Origin of the sequence: Endozoicomonas sp. 4G, assembly GCF_023822025.1 — a bacterium.
Taxonomy (GTDB): Bacteria; Pseudomonadota; Gammaproteobacteria; order Pseudomonadales; family Endozoicomonadaceae; genus Endozoicomonas_A.
The window spans coordinates 3,883,770-3,908,654 of sequence record NZ_CP082909.1 but is presented as its reverse complement, the minus strand read 5'-3'; the positions used below and the strand labels follow the sequence as shown (position 1 = coordinate 3,908,654).

21 protein-coding genes are annotated in these 24,885 nt (G+C 45.9%); 11 read left to right on the top strand and 10 right to left on the bottom strand.

What is annotated here, in order from left to right:
• Nucleotides 1-139 precede the first annotated feature (139 nt).
• Nucleotides 140-1,501: an OprD family outer membrane porin gene (locus tag K7B67_RS15125; protein ID WP_252176730.1), complete on the top strand. Its 1,362-nt coding sequence runs from the start codon at nucleotides 140-142 to the stop codon at nucleotides 1,499-1,501.
• 36 nt (nucleotides 1,502-1,537) lie between these two features.
• Here the strand turns inward: K7B67_RS15125 and K7B67_RS15120 are convergent, their stop codons facing one another.
• From K7B67_RS15120 to deoA, 5 genes are all read right to left on the bottom strand, one after another.
• Complete coding sequence (locus K7B67_RS15120; RefSeq protein WP_252176729.1) at nucleotides 1,538-2,758, bottom strand: HD domain-containing protein; 1,221 nt, start codon at nucleotides 2,756-2,758, stop codon at nucleotides 1,538-1,540.
• Between the two features lie 57 nt (nucleotides 2,759-2,815).
• Nucleotides 2,816-3,925: an RNA-guided endonuclease TnpB family protein gene (locus K7B67_RS15115; protein WP_252176728.1), complete on the bottom strand. Its 1,110-nt coding sequence runs from the start codon at nucleotides 3,923-3,925 to the stop codon at nucleotides 2,816-2,818.
• 22 nt (nucleotides 3,926-3,947) lie between these two features.
• A complete protein-coding gene (locus K7B67_RS15110) occupies nucleotides 3,948-4,505 on the bottom strand; it encodes a recombinase family protein (RefSeq protein WP_252176727.1) in 558 nt (185 codons plus the stop codon).
• Nucleotides 4,506-4,615: 110 nt separating this feature from the next.
• On the bottom strand, nucleotides 4,616-5,365 hold the full coding sequence (locus tag K7B67_RS15105; RefSeq protein ID WP_252176726.1) for an HAD-IIA family hydrolase: 750 nt from the start codon (nucleotides 5,363-5,365) through the stop codon (nucleotides 4,616-4,618).
• An 87-nt stretch (nucleotides 5,366-5,452) separates the two neighbouring features.
• On the bottom strand, nucleotides 5,453-6,775 hold the full coding sequence (deoA, locus tag K7B67_RS15100) for a thymidine phosphorylase (RefSeq protein WP_252176725.1): 1,323 nt from the start codon (nucleotides 6,773-6,775) through the stop codon (nucleotides 5,453-5,455).
• Between the two features lie 408 nt (nucleotides 6,776-7,183).
• Here deoA and K7B67_RS15095 point away from each other — a divergent pair, with 408 nt between their 5' ends.
• The 6 genes from K7B67_RS15095 to cysG all read left to right on the top strand — a co-directional run bounded on the left by K7B67_RS15095 (nucleotide 7,184) and on the right by cysG (nucleotide 14,433).
• Nucleotides 7,184-8,665 (top strand): MFS transporter, encoded by a 1,482-nt coding sequence (locus K7B67_RS15095; protein ID WP_252176724.1) that lies wholly within the window; start codon nucleotides 7,184-7,186, stop codon nucleotides 8,663-8,665.
• Between the two features lie 741 nt (nucleotides 8,666-9,406).
• On the top strand, nucleotides 9,407-10,444 hold the full coding sequence (gene asrA, locus K7B67_RS15090) for an anaerobic sulfite reductase subunit AsrA (protein ID WP_252176723.1): 1,038 nt from the start codon (nucleotides 9,407-9,409) through the stop codon (nucleotides 10,442-10,444).
• Entirely contained in the window at nucleotides 10,437-11,291 is an 855-nt protein-coding gene (asrB, locus tag K7B67_RS15085; protein WP_252176722.1) for an anaerobic sulfite reductase subunit AsrB, read from the top strand. Before asrA ends, asrB begins: the two co-directional genes overlap by 8 nt.
• Before the next feature lie 12 nt (nucleotides 11,292-11,303).
• Nucleotides 11,304-12,323 carry a sulfite reductase subunit C gene (asrC, locus tag K7B67_RS15080; protein ID WP_252176721.1) on the top strand — a complete coding sequence of 340 codons (1,020 nt, stop codon included), beginning with the start codon at nucleotides 11,304-11,306 and terminating at the stop codon, nucleotides 12,321-12,323.
• Nucleotides 12,324-12,467: 144 nt separating this feature from the next.
• On the top strand, nucleotides 12,468-12,953 hold the full coding sequence (locus tag K7B67_RS15075; RefSeq protein ID WP_252176720.1) for a ferritin family protein: 486 nt from the start codon (nucleotides 12,468-12,470) through the stop codon (nucleotides 12,951-12,953).
• A gap of 64 nt (nucleotides 12,954-13,017) precedes the next feature.
• Nucleotides 13,018-14,433, top strand: coding sequence for a siroheme synthase CysG (gene cysG / locus K7B67_RS15070; protein ID WP_252176719.1), 1,416 nt, complete (start codon nucleotides 13,018-13,020; stop codon nucleotides 14,431-14,433).
• Nucleotides 14,434-14,521: 88 nt separating this feature from the next.
• Here the strand turns inward: cysG and K7B67_RS15065 are convergent, their stop codons facing one another.
• From K7B67_RS15065 to K7B67_RS15055, 3 genes are all read right to left on the bottom strand, one after another.
• Complete coding sequence (locus K7B67_RS15065; RefSeq protein WP_252176718.1) at nucleotides 14,522-15,028, bottom strand: GNAT family N-acetyltransferase; 507 nt, start codon at nucleotides 15,026-15,028, stop codon at nucleotides 14,522-14,524.
• Nucleotides 15,025-15,636 carry a GNAT family N-acetyltransferase gene (locus tag K7B67_RS15060; protein ID WP_252176717.1) on the bottom strand — a complete coding sequence of 204 codons (612 nt, stop codon included), beginning with the start codon at nucleotides 15,634-15,636 and terminating at the stop codon, nucleotides 15,025-15,027. The genes K7B67_RS15065 and K7B67_RS15060 overlap by 4 nt, the downstream gene beginning before the upstream one ends.
• Nucleotides 15,637-15,781: 145 nt before the next feature.
• Nucleotides 15,782-16,003: a hypothetical protein gene (locus K7B67_RS15055; protein ID WP_252176716.1), complete on the bottom strand. Its 222-nt coding sequence runs from the start codon at nucleotides 16,001-16,003 to the stop codon at nucleotides 15,782-15,784.
• 224 nt (nucleotides 16,004-16,227) lie between these two features.
• Between K7B67_RS15055 and K7B67_RS15050 the strand changes: the two genes are divergently transcribed.
• Nucleotides 16,228-16,800, top strand: coding sequence for a hypothetical protein (locus tag K7B67_RS15050; RefSeq protein WP_252176715.1), 573 nt, complete (start codon nucleotides 16,228-16,230; stop codon nucleotides 16,798-16,800).
• 240 nt (nucleotides 16,801-17,040) lie between these two features.
• Here the strand turns inward: K7B67_RS15050 and K7B67_RS15045 are convergent, their stop codons facing one another.
• Nucleotides 17,041-18,060, bottom strand: a complete 1,020-nt coding sequence (locus K7B67_RS15045; protein WP_252176714.1) for an acyltransferase family protein — start codon at nucleotides 18,058-18,060, stop codon at nucleotides 17,041-17,043.
• 233 nt (nucleotides 18,061-18,293) lie between these two features.
• Here K7B67_RS15045 and K7B67_RS15040 point away from each other — a divergent pair, with 233 nt between their 5' ends.
• Together K7B67_RS15040 and K7B67_RS15035 are read left to right on the top strand one after the other, a co-directional pair.
• Nucleotides 18,294-18,506 (top strand): hypothetical protein, encoded by a 213-nt coding sequence (locus tag K7B67_RS15040; RefSeq protein WP_252176713.1) that lies wholly within the window; start codon nucleotides 18,294-18,296, stop codon nucleotides 18,504-18,506.
• 122 nt (nucleotides 18,507-18,628) lie between these two features.
• Entirely contained in the window at nucleotides 18,629-19,021 is a 393-nt protein-coding gene (locus K7B67_RS15035) for a DUF393 domain-containing protein (protein WP_252176712.1), read from the top strand.
• Nucleotides 19,022-19,045: 24 nt separating this feature from the next.
• Here K7B67_RS15035 and K7B67_RS15030 read toward each other — a convergent pair whose 3' ends face one another.
• Entirely contained in the window at nucleotides 19,046-22,402 is a 3,357-nt protein-coding gene (locus K7B67_RS15030) for a hypothetical protein (RefSeq protein WP_252176711.1), read from the bottom strand.
• A gap of 1,190 nt (nucleotides 22,403-23,592) precedes the next feature.
• Here K7B67_RS15030 and K7B67_RS15025 point away from each other — a divergent pair.
• Nucleotides 23,593-24,879, top strand: a complete 1,287-nt coding sequence (locus K7B67_RS15025; RefSeq protein ID WP_252176710.1) for a C2H2-type zinc finger protein — start codon at nucleotides 23,593-23,595, stop codon at nucleotides 24,877-24,879.
• The last annotated feature ends 6 nt before the right edge of the window (nucleotides 24,880-24,885 follow it).

Genomic DNA, 24,885 nt, shown 5'->3' with positions numbered 1-24,885 from the left:
CTTAGCACCCAACCAGTCGTTGCCGATGGTGAAACTGACCCTGATGTCGAGTTTTGCCATTAGGCCAGTGTGACCATCATCAAAATATCAAAACGTAGCTATTGTGCGATCCACAGTAGCTACGTAACAGGTTTTTACTATGCACTTAAAATCAGGTTTGCAACTAGCAGTGCTTTTTGCTTCAGGATTTTGGAGTACTGCGGTTTTATCCAGTGAATCATTATCTGATAACTCGTCGTTTATTAATAATACGACAGTGGGCGGAAAGCTTCGGACGGTATATTACGATATACGCAACACGGTAAAAGACTCAACAGCAGGAGCCTGGACGGGAGGCTTATCCCTTGATTTGCGTTCCGGTTTGGGTGAAATAGCAGCAATAGGGGCCAGTTTATATAGCGCGGTTAAGTTGTACATGCCCGAAGATAATACGAATTCATCTCAATTGTTGAATAATGCTAACGAAGGTTTCAGTAAGCTGGGGCAGGCTTATGTCGAACTAAAATTACCCTCAATGTCCGAAAACCGATCTGCCAGTTTTACGGCGGGACGACAGAATTTACGTACCGGACTGATTTCCGGCTCCAGCTCAAGAACCGTTCCCAGCAACTGGAATGGGTATACCCTCAAAGGCACGATTGAAAACCTGAAAATCGGTTTTGCCCTGGTTGATCAGATGTCACTTAGAAATCAGGCAGGTTTTCATAGTCTGATGAACTTTTCCGGGGAAAAAATTGATTACATCGTAGGTGCTGAAGCGATCTATACACTTCAGTTTTCCCATGAGCGTGAATTGCGGCTTAAATATCGCAATGCTTTCGCCAAAGAGTTTTTACAGGCACACAATGGCGATATTTTATTTACCACTTATGCAGGACAGAATCTCAAAATTAACCTGGGGGCCAGCTATTATCAAACTCAAAAAAGTGGTCGTCTCTGGGAGGGGACTGGCTGGGGTGGTTCACCATTATTTGACGATAAGGCCAGTGCTATCAACTTGCACGGGGGCTTGACAGCGGGTTCATGGCATTTTCGTGCAGGCGTCAGCCATTTTAAGGCGCCATCCAGCGTAAAAACTTCGGGCACCGGTTACACTCCACCCGGCGCCTATTATTATGATCTTGGAGCAAACACCCACGGGTTCTGGGACATGAACACTTCCGGTTTTGCTGAAGATATGTTGTACGACGGGGAAACAACATGGATGATGGGCCTTATCTATCATTTTTCAGAATCCTGGCTCAAAGGGCTGAAGGCCGGTTATGCATTTCATTATGGCTCCGGAATGGAAGTCAGCACTCCCGGCGGCGAAAAAAAATCTGTCGCAGAACAGGAACACGACGTTCATCTGGTTTATGCATTTCCGAAGACTGTGCTGGAAGGGTTGAAATTCAAACTGAAATACGGTCTTTATCGAAATGATAAGGCATTACGACAAGCCATTCGCAAAGAAGAAAACGATTTGCGAATCTGGCTCGATTATGATTTCCGGATTTTCTGATTTCAGTCCGAGTTGCTGTCGTGAGTTGCTGTCGCTTTAAGGTGACTTAATAACGGCATAAAAGCGTCGGCAACGTTCCATTTCGGCCTGATAGTTTCTTTTAAAAGACGGATTAAGGGCTGAGAGCCTTTGCCAGCCCGATGACACCGTTACCCTGGGGTCAACAACCCGGCAACGGAGATTCTCAAAGATTGTGCTAGCCTCACTCGCATCCGTTGTTTCATAAACCCGGTACCAGGCGGATTTTATTTTCTCAACAAGAGCGGCAACCTTTGTATCTCCAGTGCTTAGCATGGACTGCCATACCTCACTATCCCCCATGTGGTATTTGATGTCTTCCAAGGTCAGTTCATTGATAGCTACCATGCGGTTGATTGCTTCTGTCGTCCATTGGTAGAGTACCCGCCCCCAGGCGGTGACAAATATATTCTTGTTGAGTTCCAGGCTGGCATCTGCAAGTAACTGGGCTGAAGCCTGACTGCTAAAATACCAGTGGTTTGTTAACGGATCATGGTGCAGGGACTTCAGGATCTGATCGACCTGCGCCCGGGTTAGCATTTTCCTTCTGGCTGAGCCTTGTAATATGTAATCCAGCCGGTCTGCGCATATATCCGGCAGCTCTCTTTCAAGCATTGTAAATTGACTATTTTCAGGGGCTATGTCGTCAGGCGTCAGACCATAATGTTTTAATATCAGGGCAACTCCGTGCTTTTCCAAAAAACCTCTAAATAGCGAATCATGGTATTCAGGATTTCCTGCAGAGCTGTTAGTAAAAAGGTAATCTGAGACATGACTGAATGCAGTGTGAGATATATCGTGAAGCAATCCGCTGACCTGCTCCTCAAAAGGGGCCCCGAAATAATTCAGAAGATAAAGTACCCCAAGGGAATGGTCATAACGGGTATAAGATTCATTATTATACCCTTGAGAGTCAACCAGCTGAATAATCCCATACTGATTAATGTGCTTCAGTCGTTTAACAGGTTGACTGTTCAACAGTTCTGAGAGTAAAGGGAGCTGGGCAGGATTAAGCTCCAATACGCCATAATAGGTTTCTATCTGCTCATGGTCGCTGCTATTGGCTTTGTCTAGGAATCCGAAAACACATAAATGGGCTAAAAGCAGGTACCACGAGAAGCCTTGAAACTGCCGGTGGCCGGACTCAGACAGAGTGTGACGGGTTATCATTTGATGCACCTTGAGACACTGGTAAACCAAAATTAGCTTTAAAGCGTTGTTTGCCAGTATAGTCGCCACTTCTCTTGATTAAAACCGCAACGAGCGCAACACTCGCTGTTATGGCTAAGGTTCAAGCTACCTCGTCAAACACTTAAGAAAGACATTTCTGGCACCGTTGATGTCACGATCAACGGTGAAGCCCTCACCCTTAATAACCTTGGAAGAACCTAATTTTTCGTCAATGGTCCCGTTCCATGATCGAGTCTTGGATGTATAGGCTTCGTTGCAATCAATCACATGCTTTCCATACTTTTTTGCGTACCACTTAAGCCGCTTTTTGAATTGGTAATGATTGAGGTCAAGCATCTGGCGGCAGGTGTTACGGCGAATGGTGCGAACCTTCTTATTTTTGCGCGTGACCATACCTCTTGTCTCAAAGGTTGGCAAAAATACAACGTCGTAGTTCGACACCAGCTCGAACGCCAGCCGGTTATGCAGATCAAGAACAATGTCATCCTTTTTGCATTTCAGCCGGTCAATTTCCCTGTTGAAATGAATAATCCGATCTCTTGCCCACTGGGGCATATCGGGGAACTCAACGCCCTTCTGAGTGTTCAGGATTTTTTGCTTTTGACTGACCAAGCTGTCCACTTGCTTCATCAGTGGGAACAGCTTTGTTTTTGCAACGTTATCACCCGCTATCAACGCCTCTTTTTCGCTGTAGCAAGTGGCAAAGGTGCGAACTCCGGGGTCAACTCCAACGCATCTAACCTTCCCTTGGATTTCGGGATTTAGCTCAATATGTTGTTGAACCTGAACGAACCAGCGACCCTTGTCGTAGGTTATGACACAAAACTTGCCAATCGCTTCTGCTGGCACATCTTCTGTCAGGTGAATCTTGCCAAGAGCCTCTACGCAGGGATTTAATCCCTTTGGGAAACGGTCAATAGAAAATGAGTGCCTGCTACCTTTGCGGCTTTTGAAATGGATTTCTGCAAAGCCCTCTTTAGCTCCAGCTCCCTTGAGCTTCTTGTTGTGCTCGCGGACCGCTTTGAATGTATCCGCTGCCTCCAGTGTTCCATTATCAGAAACAATCGAGTTATAAGCCCTGCCACTTTCTTTGTGCTCTTGCTTCACCTGAGCTTTAATAGCAGGTCGCATGTTGATGAATTTTCCGCTGGCATCTTTATAGTCATCGTTACGGAAACGCTCAACAGCAAGGTTGTACGACCTGCGATAGAGCATCAGGGCATCGTGATAGGCTTGCTCATTCTCTGGGTAAAACCTGATCTTTTTTGACGCTATTATCTTTGCGTCCTTTGCGTCTTCTAGCAGATCGCTTCCCGTAGTGGCTATTGCAGAATGAGGTAATGAAACCGATAAGCTCTTGGGTGTCGAATGACTCACTGGCGTTATCCGGGTCATCCAAAACTTCGATGTGTCCTCCCGATAATTCAACGAGCCACTTGATAAGTTCAAACCCTGATCGGGCAAGGCGATCTTTTGTGGCAACCACAATATGGGTTGGATTTCCGCACACCGCTGATTCCAGAATGGTTTGCAGTCCTTTTCGCTTAAAGTTGAAAGCACTGGCAATGTCGCTGATAAATTCTGCATCAGGGTGCTCTTTGAGTAAGATACGCTTTTGAGTGTCAATGCTGGATTTTTGCTTTCCAGAACTGACTCTTGCGTAGCATATCTTCCTTTGCTGGTTAATGAATATGCGAAAGTGACCACCACTGGTTTGCTTAACTTTTTCGTAGTGACCGCTTTCGATCTTGCGCCTTATAGTTTGGCTGGTTACGCCTTCAATCTTGGCTAGCATTGTAGTTGAAACCCACAAGATAAATTCACCTTTTGACAATTTATCTTGTGTCTAGCGTAATTGATTTTGCGATTGTTGCAATTTTATTTAACTGCCTAAGATAACCAGGCTCAGATAATATCAATATCCGCAACACAATCAAAAATATGGTTAGGCTTGAAAGGGACCTGTTCAATATCGGCGAGGCGAGAGACACCGGATAAAACCAGAACGGTTTCAAGGCCAGCCTGAAAGCCTGCGAGAATATCCGTGCGCAGGTTGTCACCGACAATGACCGTGTCGTCTGAGTGCGACCCCATCTTATTCAGGGCAGCACGGATAATCCAGGCACTGGGTTTGCCGACATAGAATGGTTTTTTGCCTGTAATCCGCTCGATAGGAGCACAGAGCGCACCGCAGGCCGGAGCCATATTGGGGCCATGCGTATCGGGGTTCGTGGCAATAAAGCGCGCCCCTTCAGAGACAAACCGGGCACCGGTGTGGATCATGTTCCAGTTATAATTTTTGGTTTCTCCCACGACGACAAAATCCGGATTGATGTCGGTAATAGTAAAGCCTGCCTTATACAGCTCGTGAACCAGCGCACCTTCGCCGATGACATAAGCTTTCTGACCCTCCTGTCGTTTAAGGAATTCTGCTGTGGCCATGGCGGAAGTGAAAAAGCAGCTTTCCGGGATGGTGATGCCCGCAGAAGCAAAACGGTTTTGCAGGTCTTTCTCGGTCTGGGAGGGGAAGTTGGTCAGCATGATCAGGGAGATGTTCCTCTCCAACACACTGTGAATAAACTCATCAGCACCGGGAATAAGGGTGTTGTCGTGCAGAATCACGCCGTCAATGTCACAAATCACGCTTTTAGACATACTGCTACCTGGGCAAGTTAGACTGAGAGGAAGGTATTATAAAGGGCTTGAAAGCCGGAAGGCCAGAAAGCCTTCCAGCCTGAAGTGCTAGCTTGCTATCACCTGATAAACACAGGGTGAATCCTCCGGCTTGCTATCCGAACAAGAAATCGCCTGTCTCAACCTGTCCGCCGCCGTATGCCAGCTTTCTTCATCGTTGGCATGAAGCAGTGCAATGGGTTGTTTTGCCGATAGCTTATCTCCCAGACGACAGATGTCGGTGATACCGACGGCATAATCGATGGAATCGCTGGCTACTTTTCGACCACCACCCATCTGCACGACTGCAAGACCCACTTCACGGGTGTTCATGGCGCTGATATAACCTTCGCCTTCCATGTAAACCGGCTTGATAATGGACGCTTTTGGTAGATAGTCGTCGTATTTTTCCAAAAAGTCCGAAGGCCCGCCCAGGCTGTGAACCATCTTGCCAAAGATGTCAGCCGCTTTGCCGGAATCCAGAGCCTGCATAAGTTGCTCCCTGGCCTGACCGGTACTTTCAGCAAGACCGCCTGAAACCAGAAGTTCTGAAGCCTGGGACAGAGTGATTTCATGCAGTCGTTGATTACGGTATTCACCGGTCAGGTAACGCACCGCTTCCCTGACTTCCACGGCGTTACCAGCACTGGAGGCCAGGCACTGATTCATATCCGTCAGCAGGGCCGTGGTTTTCACGCCTGCACCGTTGGCAACCCGAACAATACTTTCTGCCAGTTCTACCGATTTTTCGTAGGTTGGCATAAAGGCACCACTGCCCACCTTGATGTCCATGACCAGGGCGTCCAAACCTTCGGCCAGTTTCTTGGCAAGAATGGAGGCGGTGATCATATCGACGGACTCAACGGTAGCGGTGACATCACGAATGCCGTAAATACGTTTGTCAGCAGGCGCTAACTCACCTGTTTGGCCAATGATAGCCACGCCTGTCTCTTTCACCACTTTGCGAAACAGTGTTTCTGAGGCATTTGTCGTATAGCCGGGAATGCTGTCCAGCTTGTCCAGAGTACCACCTGTGTGGCCCAGACCACGGCCAGAAATCATGGGGACATAACCACCGCAGGCGGCAATCATGGGGCCTAGCATCAGGCTGACCACGTCGCCTACACCACCGGTAGAATGTTTATCCAGAACCGGGCCGTTCAGATGATCCGCAGCCCAGTTCAGAACATCACCAGAATCTCTCATGGCGCAGGTCAGCGCGATACGCTCCTCAATATTCATGCCCTGAAAATAGGTAGCCATGGCAAATGCCGCTACCTGACCTTCAGATACGCTGTTGTCTGTAACGCCCAGGATGAACTCACGAATGGCATCCGACTTCAGAACGTCGCCTTCACGTTTGCTACGAATAACTTCCTGTGGGAGAAACATAATAGCAACCTCCTTTTTCTTTGTAGGTAGCTTATTTATTTAAGCGGGTTTCATCATGCTAATTAATGTTGTTTTTGAGTTGAAGAAATAATTTTTGGATGACTGTTTGATAATTTTGATGATGAAGCGTCATTAGAACCCTGATGTCCCTGGCTTGCTATAAGTATCAATTAACTTATAGGTCTCATAAGGAATGCTTTAATCAGTTGATAATCACGACGACCTGTTAACTTGCTACCTATAAAGTGGTAGTGATCAGTCGTTTTATTGTTTTTTTGAAAGTATATAGGCGTATTCCGTAGCGTTGTATCTTAAGTCTGGTTAATTCAGAATTCCATGATCTAAATCAATGAATCGAATGATGAACTCGTGAACAATGTGAGGGTTATTTTGAGCACTGGAAGTAGTATGTGGAATAAGCTTAATAAGTCCATGATGTTCTGCCAAATGATGTTTGGCTTATCGTTTTATGGCGTGATGGTCATTTTGACCCGTTTCTTTCTGGAAGAGCTGAATTACAGCGAAGCCGATACCATGATGGTGGTCGGAGCTTTTTCTGCTATTGGTCCTCTCTTTGCCATTGCCGGCGGCATTATTTGTGACAAGTTCCTGGGGTCAAAACGTGCCCTGACCATTGCCTATATCTGTTTTGCCGCAGGTTATGCTTTGCTGGTGCTGGGCTCTTCTACCCAAAATGTCGCCATGAGCCTGCTGGGTATCGCACTGGCCAGTTATGCCCGGGGCTTGATGTCTCCCTCTTATCCGAGTCTTTATAAGCGTACTTTCAAATCTCAGGAAGATTTTGAAAACGGCTACCCGATTAATTACTCCGTGAATAATGTCGGTGCTCTGCTGGGGCAGTATCTGTATCCGATTTTTGTCTTGACGATCGGTTTTGCCGGTGGCTTTATGCTGTCAGCCGTTATGGCAGCGTTCGCCGTTGCTGCGCTGTTTTTCATCAAGAAACCTCTGGAAAGTATTGGGGAGGATATTGACAGGGAGCCTGTCAGCGCCAAAAACATGGTTATCTTCCTGGCATTATCAGCGGCGATGCTGGGCATGGTGTTCTTTATGTTCTCCGATATGGATACCGGGCAGTACATCGTTTATGCCATCGGTGCTGTCGCATTGTTGTACTACGTCACCCTGATTTTCAAAACAGGCAGAGCCGATGCCTTGAGAATGGGAGCTATCCTGGTCATGACGGCGATCCTGACCACTGCCTTCTTTGTGTACTATGGACAGATGATGACGTCTATGAACATTGTCGCCATTAATACCTTGCAAGGTGATCTGCTGGGCTTTATTCCACTGGCTCCTGAAGCCGCCATGGCATTGAACCCACTGTGGTGTATTGCCATGGGACCGGTGATTACCCTGTTGTTTGCCAACCTTGAAAAGCGTGGTATCCAATTCAGTACGGCCACTAAAATCTCTTTTGCCTTTGTGATGACCGCGATTGCTTTCGGCATCCTGACCTATGCCGTCAGAACGGTAGGCCCGGATGTCAGCATCTCTCCCAATGTGTTCCTGGTGATTCATGGCTTCCAGGCCTTTGCTGAAGTGATTGTTGGTTCTCTGGTGGTCGCCTTTATTATTTCTGTGACACCCAAAGAAATTGAGGGCTTCTCTGTTTCCCTTTATTCAGTGGCGATTGCTCTCAGTGGTATCGTAGGTGCTGTAATCTCCGGTTCCATTGCTATGGATAAGGGACAGGAAATCACCCAGTCGTTTGTTCAGAATGTTTACGGCGACTATTTTATGATACTGACCGTTGCCGCTGTCATCATGGTGGGTGTGGCGCTGGCCGCTTCTCTGTTGATCAGGAAGATGATCAGCAAGGCCGATGAATGGGATGAGACTGAAGAACTCTCTCCAGCCACGGTTTGATGGTGTTCTTTCAGGTCGGTGATCTATGATTGCTGGCCTGAAACTGCTGGCCTGAAACTGCTGGCCTGAAAGAGCTATTTATAAATCAAAAGAATCATGTCTTGTACCCAATAGTTTAAACCTTCTCTTATCAGCAAATCCCGAGCTTTTGCTCGACCTCTTGCATACCAAGGCTTATTAAATTATTTTTTCAGAGATTTAAATACACCTTAATGGGTTCTTATATTATCTGTATTTATGTTTCCGGAGAACTATAAACAGTTCAGGGGGCGCTAGCTGACTAGCATTTCTACTGTGGCTTTTTAGAAACTCATTTTCCACTTATAGCAATTAAGTATTTTTTGATCTCAATCAATATCATGACTTTAAATAAAGGGTTTCTCGATAAATACCAATGACAAGAAATGTGGGAATTATGATACAAATAGCATCAGATTTAATTAGCTTTAACTTTTCAGAATAGAGTTTATAAGGGCTGAATTTTAAAACCTAAACGATTTGTTTTTTCAGGCTAAGTGAATTCACCTAAAAAAGTAAAGCTGGAGTAATACAGTAAGAGTAACAGGCTGAAATTTGATGAGTGAAACAGCAAATGAGTACATTCCCGATTGCAAGGACATCGCTGAACGTCCTGATGTGGTCTATTTTCGGGTTCCCCTTACGCTTATTGCTTGAATCCAGTAAAACTATTTGCACTTTTTAGTCTATTCCGAAGAAATTACCAACTTGGCAGGAGCATCTATGAGCTTATTATTCAGCTTCCAGGATCTCAATGCTGTCTTTGAAAAACTGACAAGACAGTATCGTATCATGGCACCCATACGAATTGTTGGAGGTGGTCGATTCTCAGATGATGACAGCATCCAATACGGTGAAGTCACCAAAATTGAAGAGGTCGTTTGGGATGAGAAATCTCATTTCTCCCCGAAAGAGGTCATTGCACCTATCACTCAAACTCTTTTTCATATCAGCAACGACCAACTGATTACCTCCACTATAGATCGGCGTAAAATTTTACTGTTTATGCGTCCTTGCGACATTCACGGCATGAGTCGTCTGGATGATATGTTCATGAAAAATGGTGATAACGAAGATTTCTATTACAAGCGTCTGCGTGACCGCGTTAAAGTTGTCATGTTTGAATGCGACAGTGGCTGGGACAACTGCTTCTGTGTCAGTATGAAGACAAACAAAACTGAAGACTACGATGTTGCAGTCCGCTTCTCTGAAAACGACATCAGCATGAAGTTCCAGAACGAAGAGCTGGAAGCTCAGTTTGCAGAGCACGGTCAACCCTCTGAATTTGAACCAAACTTTGTCGAAGAAAACTCTTTCACTGTGGATCTGCCTGCTGAAACCTCTGGTCTGGCACCACAACAGATTCGTGACAAGATCATTGGTCACCAGCTGTTTGATGAATACGACAGACGTTGCGTTGAATGTGGCCGCTGCACTACATCCTGCCCAACCTGCTCTTGCTACACCGTCCATGACGTGAAGTACAGTGAAAACGCCAAGGTCGGCGAACGTCAGCGTGTCTGGTCATCTTGTATCGTGCCGGGCTTCTCCGACATGGCCGGTGGGCACTCTTACCGTAATCGCAAGAGTGAACGTCTGCGCTACAGGCTGCTACACAAAATGGTCGATCACAATGAGCGCTTTGGTCATCACATGTGTGTGGGCTGTGGTCGTTGCGATGACCGGTGCCCTCAATACATATCGTTCTCCAATATGGTTATGAAAACAACGGCAGCTCTTACGGAGGTTGAACATGCCTGAAGTCGCTCAAAGTTTTAATCCGTCTGACCTTTCTGTTGGTGAGCTGGAAGCCTTGCAGAATCACTATCTGCCTAAACCCTACAGAATTGAACGCATCGTTAAGCACACTGCTGATGAGTGGGCTTTTATGGTTCCGGTCGATTTTGAAGGCGGCTTCGATAAGTTCGTGGAAGTTTCTTTGCCAATGGCAGGTGAGTGCCCGATCTCTATCTCCGACTTTGGCGAAGGCTGGATTGAGCTGGTTATTCGTCGTGTAGGCAAAGTGACCTCCGAGCTGTTCAAGCTCAAGGAAGGTGACACTCTCTATTTGCGTGGTCCAATGGGTAATGGTTATCCCGTTAAAGAGGTGTTTTCCGGTAACAACCTGACTGTCATCGCCGGTGGTACGGGTGTGGCACCTGCTCGCTCGGTTATCAACTACTTCATGAGAAACCGGGACCAGATCAACCATATGGATGTAATCGTCGGTTTCAGGAGCCGTGATCACATTCTGTTTTCCGATGATATTGAAGTCTGGAAAGAGAAGTTCAATACCACGGTAACTTTGGATCAGGGTGATCCTGAAAAAGGGGAAAACGTCGGTCTGGTAACCGCGTATCTAAGCGATCTTGACTACAACGAGCCAGAACATCATCACTACGTTGTGGTGGGTCCTCCAATGATGATCAAGTTCACCGTTAAGGGATTACTGGAAAATGGTGCCCGTGAAGATCGTATCTGGGTATCACATGAACGTCGTATGGCGTGTGCTGTGGGTAAATGTGGTCACTGTCGTGTTGGTAACACTTACATTTGCCTCGATGGTCCTGTCTTCCGCTACGACCAATCCAAGCACCTGATCGATTAAGGAGTCAGAAACATGCCGTTAGATATAGATATTGTTAAAGCGCGCGCCAATAACGAATACCGTTTCTCTAAGGTGCGTGGCGAAGCGATGCTCAGCCTGAGAACCATTGGTGGTACTATTCCAGCTCACCTGCTGGATGTGGCTCGTGATGTTGCCATGAAATATGGCAACGGTGTTATTCGTCTCACCACCCGTCAAAAACTGGCGATGCCCGGCATTCGCTACGAAGACATGGACAAAGTCAACAAGATGATCGCTCCTTTCATTAAGGAGATGACCATCGACATTTGTGGCATCGATCAGGATCCGGAAGAAGGCTACAAGACCATTGGTGGCCGTAACATTGTGACCTGTCAGGGTAACCGTATCTGCCAGAAAGGTAACGTTGATACGACGGGTATGGCACGTCGTCTTGAAAAGCTGATCTACCCATCTGAATACCACTTGAAGACCACCATTGCAGGCTGTCCGCAAGACTGTGCCAAGGCAAACCTGGCTGACATTGGCATTTTCGGTATTGCCGAAATGATTTACGACCGTGATCGTTGCATTGGTTGTGGCAAGTGCGCCGAACTCTGTGATCATCATGCCGCCCAGTGTCTGCATATGGACCAGGGGAAAGTTCGCAAAGAAAAAACCAAGTGCATCGGCTGTGGCGAGTGTGCCCTGGTCTGTCCAACCCTGGCATGGCGTCGTAATCCGAAGAAATTTTACATGGTCAAGCTTGGTGGTCGTACCTCTAAGGTAACTCCTCGTATCGGTAAGATTTTCCTGAACTGGGTCACTGAAGACGTAATTGCTGCCGTGATTCAAAATATCTGGAAGTTTTCTGCAGAAGTGCTTGATGGTTCGCCAAAGTACCTGCACATGGGTCACCTGATTGATATGGCTGGCTATAAGAAGTTCAAGGAATGGGCATTGAAAGATGTCGAATTGAATCCTGAAGCGAAGGTTGCTGATCGTATCTACTGGCTGGAAAACGAATATGTCGCCAACATGCACGTTAAAAGCCCGAATGCCGGTGGTCATTAAGGTTTAACCGAAGGCGTAATGAAGCCGCGCTGCGATGACAGTGCGGTTTTGCCGGATACTAAATAACTTACATTGTTGCAAAAATAAAAACCTAGTTATCAACAAAAAAGCATTAACGAAACTCTATAAGTGATAGGACGCTTTATGAGCATGAATATTGTCTTTAACATCGATCAGATTCTGCAGATGTCTGAGCGTATCGAAGAAAATAACGTTCGTTTCTACGAACAAGCTGCTGAGAAAGTTGAAACCGCTGAAAACAAAGCTTTTCTTGAAAAAATGGCAAGCTTTGAAAAGGAACATGAAAGCTGCTTTAGCAGCATGAGAAAAGAGCTGTCTACTGAGGAAAAAGAACAGACCACGTTTGATCCTGAAGACCAGAGCATGCAGTACTGCCAAAGTCATGCTGATCTGCAAAAGCTCCTCAACTACGATGTTGATTTTTCTGATTATGAAGAAGTGCTTAAAGCGGCCATTCAACACGAAAAGGATGCCATTCTCTTTTATGTCGGCATGAAAGATTTCGTGCCAGCCCGCCTGGGTCTTGACAAAATCGAAGACATTATCCATGAAGAAATGTCTCATATTAATATCCTTTCCCGCGAATTGAAGAAGCTGAAGGAACTCTGATTCCTTCTCTTTAAAACCGGAAGCGCTTTTGCTTCCGGCTCCCTTTTGTTATTTGAGATCTTATATGGATTACCTGCCTTTATTTCTGGATATCCGAAACCAGCAGTGTCTTGTTGTCGGTGGTGGTGAAGTCGCCCTACGTAAAGTTCGTTTGCTATATAGTGCTGGCGCAGTCGTTCGTGTTGTTTCTCCTCTAATTCATAAAGATATTGAAACACTTCTGGCAAATGCTGATCATCAGCTTTATGCAAGAACTTACCAACCTGAAGACATGGATGACGTCAAATTGGTTATAGCGGCCACCAGTGATGGCGAATTAAACCTGAAAGTCTCACAACATGCCCGGCAAAAAAATCTTTTCGTCAACGTTGTTGATGATGGTCAGGTCGGCAATGCCATTATGCCCTCTATTGTTGACCGCTCTCCAGTGATTACGGCCTTTTCAACCGGAGGCAAAGCACCTGTTATGGCCCGACACATGCGCCAGACTCTGGAAGGCATTTTGCCTGCGAATTATGGCAATCTGGCAGAAATGGCAGGTCGGTTCAGACACCGTGTTATCAGCGAAGTTAAAGATATCAATAGACGTCGGCAGTTCTGGGAAGACGCACTTCAGAGCATCGCATCGGAAAAAGCACTTAGGGGTGATTTGGAGGGTGCAGAAAGACTGCTTGAGCAGCTTTTATATGATATGTCTGACGAAATGGTTGGCGAAGTTTATCTGATTGGTGCAGGCCCGGGTGACCCGGAGCTGTTGACTTTTAAGGCGTTGCGCCTGATGCAACAGGCAGATGTTGTTTTATACGACAACCTTGTTTCCAAAGAAATAGTAGATCTCTGTCGTCGGGATGCCGACCTGATTTATGTAGGTAAGAGGTGTTCTAATCACACTTTCACCCAGGAAGAGATCAACAGTATGATGGTTGACTTTGCCAAAGTAGGCAAACGTGTAGCCAGGCTTAAAGGCGGAGACCCCTTTATATTTGGACGTGGTGGTGAAGAACTTGAAACACTGGCTGAGGCGAATATACCGTTCCAGATTGTACCGGGCATTACTGCTGCATCCGGTTGTGCCAGTTATGCAGGCATTCCCCTGACCCATCGTGATTATGCTCAGTCAGCTCAATTCATTACCGGGCACTGTAAATTTGATGCCGATGAAATCGACTGGGATAAAATGAAGGATCCCCGTCAGACTCTGGTCTTTTATATGGGTATTAACAATCTTGATAAAATTTGCAATATGCTGATTAAATTCGGCACCGAGCCTGAGCGTCCTGTGGCTATTGTCTACAAAGGTACCACAGCATATCAACGCGTTTTCACCGGCACAGTGGACACCATTGCTGACATTGCTAAAGAGCACAAGGTTAAGCCACCATCGCTGATCATTATCGGTAATGTTGTCAAACTCAAAGACAAGCTGGAATGGTTTAATCCTGTTTCTGATTCAGCACTGCATGAACCCTGTCATTGTTGACACGGTTTAATGGTGTTCTTTAGGCGGTTATCTATGATTGCTGGCCTGAAACTGCTGGCCTGAAACTGCTGGCCTGAAAGAGTTGTTTTTAAATCAAAAGAATCATGTCTTGTACCCAATAATCTGAACCTTCTCTTATGGGTACTCTCTCACCACGGGGTTTAAACCCTAGCGATGCGTAGAGGGCAATGGCTGGCGTGTTGATGGTATTCACTCCCAGAGTGACGGATTCCATACCCTGTTCTCTGGACCAGTCAATGATCGTTTCCAGCAAAGCCCGTCCTATACCCAGTCCTCTCGCATCGGGTGAGACCCACATCTTATAGACGTTAGTAGTCGTCTCTTTTGGGCTGCGGATAACGCTCCAGACCAGACCACAAGGTTGGCCATCAACTTTAGCCAGCAAGGGCAGGGCTTTTTGATCAGGTCTGGTTTTGCAGCGATCCTGCCATTGCTGATCGGACTCTTTTGACGCCTGATCATAGGTGTAACCAAAAGCTTCAGGTGAATCTTTCAGAGAGCGAAGACGGATGTCCTTAAAGGTTTGCCAGTCTGATTCTTTGATGGTTGTTATTTGAAATGCTTTGTTGTTCATGTTTTTATACCTATATTGGAACTCAGAAGACCATAGATCTCGCTATCTGTCACTTTTCCATCAACTATCCATCTTTCTTTAAGTAAGCCTTCAACCTTGAAGCCACACTTTTTCAGTAATCTGGATGAAGCCTCATTTTCAGGGTTGATTTCCGCTTCCAGCCTGTTGAGCCTCAGTGTTTCAAAACAGTAATCGATAAATGCTGAAAGAGCTTCTGACATCAGACCTTGCCCCCAGAATGAACTGGAGAGGATGTAGCCTATTTCCGCCCTTCTGGACTCAGGGTGAATGTTGAAAAGGTTGATGGTGCCTATCAGTTCATCAGATGAATGCTGGACCATAGCCAGCTTGAGTGAAGTGTTGTTTTCGATGCTGTTAAGAACTTTTTCAATATGCAACTGAGCCTGATTAATAGTCTCATAAGGTGAATGATTCCAGTACTTCATCGCTTTGAAATCTGAATAAACCTTGAATAATGCGTTGCAGTCTTTTTTTTGCAAAGGCCGGATATTCAGTCTGCGGGTTTTTAGTGAAACAGACTTTAAATCCCTGATGGACATATTATCCGTGGTTTGTGACGAATCACTCAAAGTGGTTACTTCATTCATAATATTCGTTTTTTTTGGATAGACGTATAGTTATTTGAGTTGCCTGCCGTAGACTAGCACTGTCGGGAGTGAAAAGATATCAGAAACCAGAAAAGTACCTGTAGACACCTCCGTGATCGAATATAATCTGATTTTTCCTCGTTCATCAATACTCAAGACCCTGCCACAGATCCTCTATGGGCTTAAGGTCGTCTTCGCTGATTTCTTTCCAGCCTCTTTCAAAGGAGTTTGCTGCACTATCGAATGCAACACTCTCACGAAAACTGTGAACGATAGTCAACAAGGCTGGCAAGAATTCTGGTGGTACTTGCTTTATCTCCCTCAGCAACTTCTTTTGGATATCGGTTTCGTTTTTACTTACTTTCATGATTGACCACTCTCAGAGTGGGAATGCATACCTCAAACAAACTAGTACATCATTTCAATGAGTTTGATGTGAACAATCTACGTTCACCCTGAGCGGAGTTTCACCTTCACCAGCCCTGCTTTTGGAGGACGCCCAGCCTGCGGCGCAGTCCCTGAAATCAGAATTATGCCTTCCTGGAAATTTCAGCTATACATACTGCAGAATCACAACTTGCTTGAAGGCTGATGATGAAGATCATAAGGTGTTTCCTGATTTTAATAGCTACATGTTCTGTAGAGCTTCATGCTGACCTACTATCTGAAACGAAAAAAGTATTGGATTTTTTTGATCTGGTCATGGAGAAAACCTTTCCAGTAACCTCAGAGAAGTTTAAAAAGCATGAACACTTAAAAAGATCTATAGGGCTTAGCATTCCTCTTGATCAACTTAGGGCATGTTTTTCAGTACTTCACTCTAAACTGGAAGTTTCTGCAGGATCCGCCAAAGACGTGTTTGTGCAGAATCTTCAAAAATCAACGAGCAAAGCCTTCCATGAGCATGTATCTCAGGAGTTTGTTACGAGGGCAGCAGAGCTCAGTGTAACTAATCTGCATTGTGTAAGCTTGAGTGATTTCCTGAGTCCGTATGAATTAATGGAGGTAGGAGATTTGAAAGTAAAAACCAAATGTCTACTGGAACAAATATTAAGTATTTTTCTAAATAGAAAAGTTATTCATGACTTTTATAAGTCTATTAGAGTCGATACCCATTTTTATGAAACCATAGTCTTGTTACAGTCTATTTCATCTGAAAAGTAATTTATGTGCCTTAACAACAAGCATCCCTCGTTCCCACGCTCTGCGTGGGAATGCATACCTCACCTAACAAGCTAGTACACGCTTTCAATCTAATTGACGGGTTCCCTTTATTAATGGCACCCAGACTCCGCTCAGGATGAACGGGGTTTGGGTGCTCAGGATGAACGAGGGGTCTGTATCAATACCAAGGCTTGACTGCACCAGAAACCAAAGAGGTGCCCGTCGGCACCTCCCGGAAGATCAGGGAACCAGCCACTGAGTTAAACGACTCCGACTGAGTAACCAGACCAGTGCAGTGCTGGCCAGTAAGATCACAACCGTCCAGAAAGGAATCATGATAATAGCGCTGGCCGGGTAGAGGTCGTAAGCTCTGACGGGCCAGAGCAGAAGCGGGTGGACAAGGTAAATACCAAGGCTGTAACGGCTGAACATGGAAATAATGCACTTGCTTCTACCCTGAATTCTGTCGCCATAGTGTTTAGCCAGACAGAAGACCATGGTCGCTGCAAGAACCGTATTGATGGTTTTATAGGAGTTAAACCGGCCAAAGCTATACATTCCCTTCTCGGTGCTAAGCCAGACCACACCACCTAAAGTGACCACCAGCCCGATAATGCCGCCAAGAATAATCAAGGGTTGATACTTGCGGGTATCATACTTCGCCAGGCAATACCCCCAGATTAAATAGCCGCCGTACAAGAGTGTATTGATATGCCAGAACGTTTCAATCTTGATCAGGTAACTCAATGTCAGCCATAACCAGACACCCGCCATAAATTTGAGCAGATCTTCTGGCATGGCATGTACAGCAGGTTTCAGAAAAGGAATGACAAGGTAAAGAGGGATAAAATAGTAATAGAAGCCAAGGTGGTACCAGGTACTTTCGTAGGGAAGTACTTTCAGGGTGTCAATGGCCTTGGTCCACTCGTAATCGAAAGTGGGTGTGAGTCCTGCCAGAAAGGAATAAAACACTGCCCAGAAAAGAAAGGGCACCAGCACTTTCATGACTCGCCTTCTCAGAAAATAATTCAGATCAAAAGGGCGTTTGTCCGACAAAAACAGCATACCGGTGATCATAATAAAAATGGGCACGCACCAGCGGGAAACACTGTTAAAAGTCACCGCCGTGAGCCAGTCCGCCATGGGGATTTGTCCGTAAAGCTCACGATAGGGTCCCAATACGTGGATAATGATCACCGCTATGGCAGCCACAACACGCAATAGATCCAGATAAAATACAGGTTCTCTTTTTGATGACATGGGCCTGATTCTTCTTGCTGGGTGATTGTCTATTATGATCCCTGTTTTATTACTTATTCAGGAGGGAAACTACTTATTTGTGACGGCTTTCTTGACCTTAGGTAAAAACACGTATTAAATGCCCGTCTCAGGCAGAACCCGGATAAACATCCAGAAGGGGGAAAGCTGAGCTCCAGGGCAGCTAAACAGGCTGCCAGTGTAGTCTAACATCAAGAACAGGGATGTATCGATCTATGAACAGTCTTACCCGACTTATACAAATTGTGTTTCTGACCTTACTAATGTCTCCTGCGTTGGTTAAAGCGGAAATTATCGCGACTATCTATAATTGCTCAGCTCCTGAAGACACAGTCTCTGAGCAGGATGTACAGGAGAACTCACAAGAATGTGTAGCAGATCAGGAAGCCGCTGAGCCTGCTGAAACCAATGGAGACAGTAAGGGCTGAACTGACCGCAGGTGATCTGGAAGCTGAGTCTGGCCGTATTGAAGTTGAACCTGCAACAGACAAAAAGCAGTTCTTAAGAACACTTCCTACAACTGCTGATGTCCTGAAACGAGAAAAAGGCGATGCAAATAAGAGTTTTATACGACGGACTCTGTCCTCTGTGCACCAGAGAGGTGGCTCGCTGGAAAAATGCCCGGTTTCGCAACCAAGTAGAATGGTTTGATATCACCGGCCAGGAAAAAACGCTGGAAGCTTGGGGGATTGATCCCCACAAAGCATTGCTTGAATTGCACACCATGACCGACGATGGTCGGATATATACCAGTATCGACAGCTACTCACTCCTGCTCAAGCAACTGTCTGGCTGGGCCTGGCTGGGCTGGGTCATGAGCCTGCCCGGCCTGAAACAGTTCCTGAAATGGACTTATGACTGGATGACCAGAGTCCGCTTGAAAAAAGAAGGCCGCTGGCCGGGCCAGTGCAACACCAAGCAATGTAACAAGCAATGTAAATAGCCGCAGGATCCGCTACTTAACGGTTTACTCCTTGTTTTTACCCTCTGTGAATTGATGTCTGTACACAAAAATATGGCCGACAAACCGCGTAATTAACTTGGTCAGGGTGACCAGAGGAAAAACGGCACTAAAGGCTCCGAGATGCAGGTGTTCACCCGTTTTAGTGAAGTCTCTGGGAAATTTTTTCTGCACTTCCAGGGAATGCAAAGGTTTCGGGTACAATCCTTTATCGAGATGTCCCATGTTCTTTAAGTGCTCTGAGTAGCACTCACTGTTGGGGGTAAATGCACAGTGCTCTGTAGCCTCATAAGGTTGTAGGGCCGTCCAGTACAGGATCTCCTGGGCTGAACGAGTTAACCACGCGCGGTATTGGGTATCGTCAAATTTCATAAATGATTGCAATCTTGACGTGGGCTGTCGTTCTTTTTCTGCTGCAAACAGACCCGACAGGTATTCGTTCAGTAGCTGTTCAATAAAGGTTTCCGTCTCTTTCAATGCCTGTGGATTTTGATAATAATAATCCGGGGAGTCCCGACGCAGGCGTGACCTTAACAATACAGCGGCAACCAAATTTTCACCCAGGGCATTGGCAAAGCTTAATCGTTGCAAAACCTCTGAAGTATGACCCCAGGTTTTAGAATCTGTGGAACCAAGGCCGCTTTTCATGGAGCCATAAAACTCAACATCACCCCAATCCCTTAAACCACTCCAGCCAAAATCAGGACGTTCAATGGCTTCGATCCAGTTTGCAAAATTTCCGGGTAATGGGAAAGCAAAATACTTCGAGTTCCCTAACAACGGGCTAAGGAAAACCCAACGACGCGTGGTGAAGTGAAATGCCGGTATCGCTGACGTGGGCATAACCCCATACTGGCCATTCAGTACGCCAATATCATGAATGCTGTTCAATAGACCTCGCTCAGCAGACGCGTAAGGCGTGTCGGTTTTATCAGGGGTATAAGCGTACTGGCTATAGTCGTCTGTCGCGTGAAAGTAATAGACCAGAAAGGCTCTTTCACCCTCAAAATTGCTTGCTTGCAAACGGTCAGTAAAGTGCCGGGTAATCTCGGGAAGATCCTTTTCCAGTACCATGAGGTATCCACCAAAACGGGGTTTCTGGCTTTTAAAGCGGTCGTTTTTGTCAATAAATTGATGCATGACACCTTCTTGCGCGAGAGTGTCTACGGACTCTCCGATCCGTTGAAACTTATAATAATCAACCCACTCACCATTGGCTATTTTCAGTGTCCGACCACCCAGGATGGTACCTTCCTTTGTAAATAGTGATAACGGATGTTGACCAGGATAAACCCCTTGAAAGCGTGTTTTACCTGCACCAGCAAAGGCTAACTTTAACTGATGACCGGCGTCCTCATCCGAAGGATCAAAACCACCTGCCTCGGCAGCCACCGTCATTAGGAATGCCTCAGTATTTGGCAGTTGAAATTTAAGAGGGTTAACGGGTTCTGGCAACTGATTGGCAGAATCCAGTTTGAAGAAAAGTTCCGGATCTTTGAGAAAATCCAGAATAGCATCCAGTAATTTCGGGGGAAGACGATCTTTCCAGTACACCAATAAAGAGTCTTTGTCGGCGATTAACCTTTCTGCAAGTACGCGTATGAGCCTTTGTCGGATTATTGGATCATTGCAACATTTCTCCAGGTAGTCTTTGTCGTCAAAAAATCGGAAAAAGTCTATATGCCGTTCCATGTAGTCTATTGCAATATGAGGGTTGTCAGGCCTTAGCTTTCTGCTTAGAAGGTGTGCGCCTCCCTTGCCAAAGGTTTGTTCAGATTTGAGCACTATTTTGTCTTGCTCCAACAGAATGTCTTCCGGAAGCTTATCGTAATTCTGTTCAGGTAGATAAGGGTAAACAATATTCAGGACATCGGTTTTAAAGTTATTATCGGCACCGACTTTTTCAAAAAAATGATAAAGGATGTCGATATTAAAATTCTGACTGATTTCAGGTCTGGTGTTTAATAAGTTCCATAATGAATTCTTTGCGGTATCAACGAATTCCTGAGGCAGCGTATCATTGAAGTGTTCCATGTAATTTAAAATAAAAGGATTGGTTTTTATCAGTTTTATTAGCAATGAATTCAATGCTTTCTCATCTGTCTTATATCTATTTATGGCAGCAAAATATACAGTGCGAAAGATAGTGTGGAATTCGTAGTTATCCCCCCTTTCTGCTTCCTGTTCGATGCTTAAAGCCTTGGTCATTACTGCTTCTAAAAAGTCAGGATCTTTGGTGAATATATTATATTGAGGATAAAAAACTGTAATGGTATTTTCGTTCCAATAATTTCCACTGATCGAATTCAGGATCAATTCTTTTGTCAGAAAATGAATCGGAACCTCTGATAATTGACACCAGCCGTTTAATAGTTGAGAAAGGCAATAGTCTTTGTTTTTGTTTTTAATGTGTTCTGGAAGGTCTTCAAGCCACATCATTTCAGAATGAATAAGTTCATCATAAAGCTCATCATTTTTAAAACTGTCTGGAAGAAAATTCAGGGATTTTATTTTCGTTGTGATGTCCAGATGACTATAAATAAAAATAGCCAGTTCCGGTGGTGTTCCACGAGGAATACCGGCTATCTTTGAGAATTCGATAAGAAAATTAACATCTTTTTTCAATTCGTCCGGCATATCTTCGTACAAAGGTTTGGAACGAACAAAGTTGGGTTTAGCAAGAATTACTTCTTTGGTTATTTCTTCTGTTGGTACTTCGTGAATAAACAAAAGACGATTCTTTACAAGTTCTTTCCAAAGGGTAGGTGATTCAAATCGATCAAAAGACATACCTATCACATGCCTGTCTCGTTCCAAGAAGTCAATAGCATTTATAAATTCATCTTTCGGAAGATTTCTAGGGCCACCATCAACCAGCTTTTTAATCAGCTCGACTTGTTTTTCAGTGAAGATAGCGGTGTTCAAAGCCGGTCTGGCTTTAAGGCTGTTTGAAGGATTGGGGGATGAGGCTTCGGGCTCTACCATAAAATGCCTGAATGAGCCGGGGTACAGCCGCCATGGAATCGGTGCAACCTTGTGGCGCTTTCCTGATTTCCAGAGACTGCCTTCTGGCATCAACGTTTTAACCAGTAACTGCAAAGGTGCAACCAGCTTGGGGTGTGAGGGGGTTTGCTGAAGGGAAGGCGGAACATAATCGTTGCCAGTCTTTTTTGCCTCCTGATTGTTTTGCTGAAAAGAGGCTATAAAAAAGTGCAGAACAGCCTTTTCCAGAAGTTGCAGCATCAGCTCGGCGCGGTTGGCATTGGCCAGTTGCTTAACGGTCGCGTCAACGCTGTTTTTAATATCATATTGTCCCTGCAGTATCATGCCAAAATGCGGGTATGGAAACAGTTTATAGGTCAATTGCAGGTGACTGTTGCAATCGGCTTGCTGCTCACCACCTTTCTGCTTACCACAAAGAGAGAGCTGGCCGCTATGTCCGTCAGCGTCATCAAATTCAAGTTGGCCAGCAACCTGTGTTATAGGGAGACGGGTTAAAGACGAATCCGGATTTTGGATCAAGCCCACGGTGTTTTTAATAACCGCATCACTTAACAGGCTGGCAATGGCCTGGCCCTTGGCAAAATGTTTCGCCTCATTGTGCAGCAACGACTCAATACTGACTGGCAGACTTTCTGAACCTTCGTTACGGGTCAGTGTCACTAACGTTGATTTCGTGGCTTTGTCGGAATAATGAATGTCGATGCGAATGGCTTCTGGCGTCTCGGGTGAAACCCATGAGAGATCCATATAAACGACACTGTGTTGCAAACTGGCCTCGTACAGTTGCAGCCAATGGGAGTAGCCATCAGAAAAGGGCTTTTCAGCCAGCCGGGGGTTGATGGATGGGTTCAATGGAAAGGGCGTGATTCGCAAAATCTGCTGATGACTTTCCTGCTGGTAAATCAGCTCCAGGTAAAATCGCCTGCGGATCTGGGGTGCGTCTACCTGAATTTGCTCTGAGCCTGGACGAGTACCGGTATACCAGCTGTACAGGGCACTTTTGACACCGGGCAAAATGGCCATGGACAAGACTTGAGCCGTGTGCAGTGTGACCGGATTCACTGTCCAGCGACTCAGCACAGAGGCGGTTGTTTTGCTTACCATCCAGTACATCATGGCACTGAAGGCCATCGAGGGCAGGGTGCGCAATCCGTTCAGTGACAAATAATCCCCATAACGGCGAAAAGTAAAATCATCGCCAAGGCGAATAAAAAAGCCCAATGGGGAACTGCTGTGAAACTCAAAATCAACCAGTGAAAGTCTGTTTAACAGAGCTTCATTTTTATCATAATCCTGATGATCCGTATCTGAATAGCTGAAATTTGCCAAAGATAACAGTAGAAAAAAACAGAACAATAATGCGCAATTTTTCATAAATTATGGCTGCAGAGGGTAACGAGATTGTTTGAATTTAAAAGTGGATAAATACATCCAAAAGAGCGTGAAAGCGTAGTTGGGTTATGGCAACTTTTCCAATCCTTCGACCTCTCTCCAATTTTTTGACTAACCTGTTTTCCCAATAAACCGTTCAACGACTGGGGACAAAGGCCTTGCTATCCAAAAATCCATTGATTTTGACCTTGGTCGTTGTCCTTTCTATGTATTCCTCTAATAGCCATGCTCAGGAAAACAGGTTGCCTTTGCTGGTCGCTCTGGCTGTTGGCAAGGCGCTGATGAATGCCCCGAAGCCTTTTATTGAGGTCTTATTTATGAAAGAAGTCTACGTTACGGGCATTGAAGAAGAGAGTGAGGCCATTGAATGGTGGGAGTTAAAGGTTCACAGTCGGGCAGCCTCTGATAATGGTTCTGACAGTGAAGACAGCGGCACCTCTGATGAAAGCAACGACAACCGTTCAAACGAAGAAGACGAAGCCAATGCCGAGTCTGATGTTCAGCATGTAACCACAACACTTAATCCTTTTCGGGTAGCCAATGAAACCAGTCAGTATTGTACGACTCTGGAACTGAAAAAGATTAAGCAAGAGCCCGATTCAGACAGTGAAATACTCACTGAGTCAGAGGTAGACGTGACAAAAGTGGACGCTGCTAAGCACCAGTGTGACCATGAGGGCTGTGACTACAACACCGACTGGGCAAGTGTTCTGAAAAGGCACAAACAGACCCACCTGCCTGCCGACCAGAGACTCAAGGTGCACCAGTGTGACCATGAGGGCTGCAACTACAGCACTGATCTGAGGGGCAATCTGAAAGTGCACAAACAGACCCACCTGCCTAGACCCAAAGTGCACCAGTGTGACCATGAGGGCTGCGATTACAACACCGGCTGGGCGGGCGTTCTGAAAAGGCACAAACAGACCCACCTGCCTGCCCAGAAACTCAAGGTGCACCGGTGTGACTATGCGGGCTGCAACTACACCACCAACCGGGCGGATAATTTGAAAGCGCACAAGCAGACCCACCTGCTTGCCAATCAAAGACCCAAGAGACCCAAGATTCACCAGTGTGACCATGAGGACTGCAACTACAGGTCCAACCGAGCGAGCGATCTGAAAACGCACAAACAGACCCACCTGCCTGACGACCAGAGACTCAGGGTGCACCAGTGTGACTACGAGGGCTGCACCTACTCCACGGACCGGGCGGGTAATCTGAAGGCGCACAAACAGACTCACCTGCCTGTCGACCAGAAACCCAAGAGACCCAAGAAACCCAAGGTGCACCGGTGTGACTATGCGGGCTGCAACTACAGAACCGACCGCGCAGGCAATCTGAAATCGCACAAACAGACCCACCTGCCTGCCGACCAGAGAGCCAAAAGGAAAGCCTATGACCAGCCGCCATCTAACCAGAAAAGAAAGAAGGGTGATAAAGAATGACCTGCC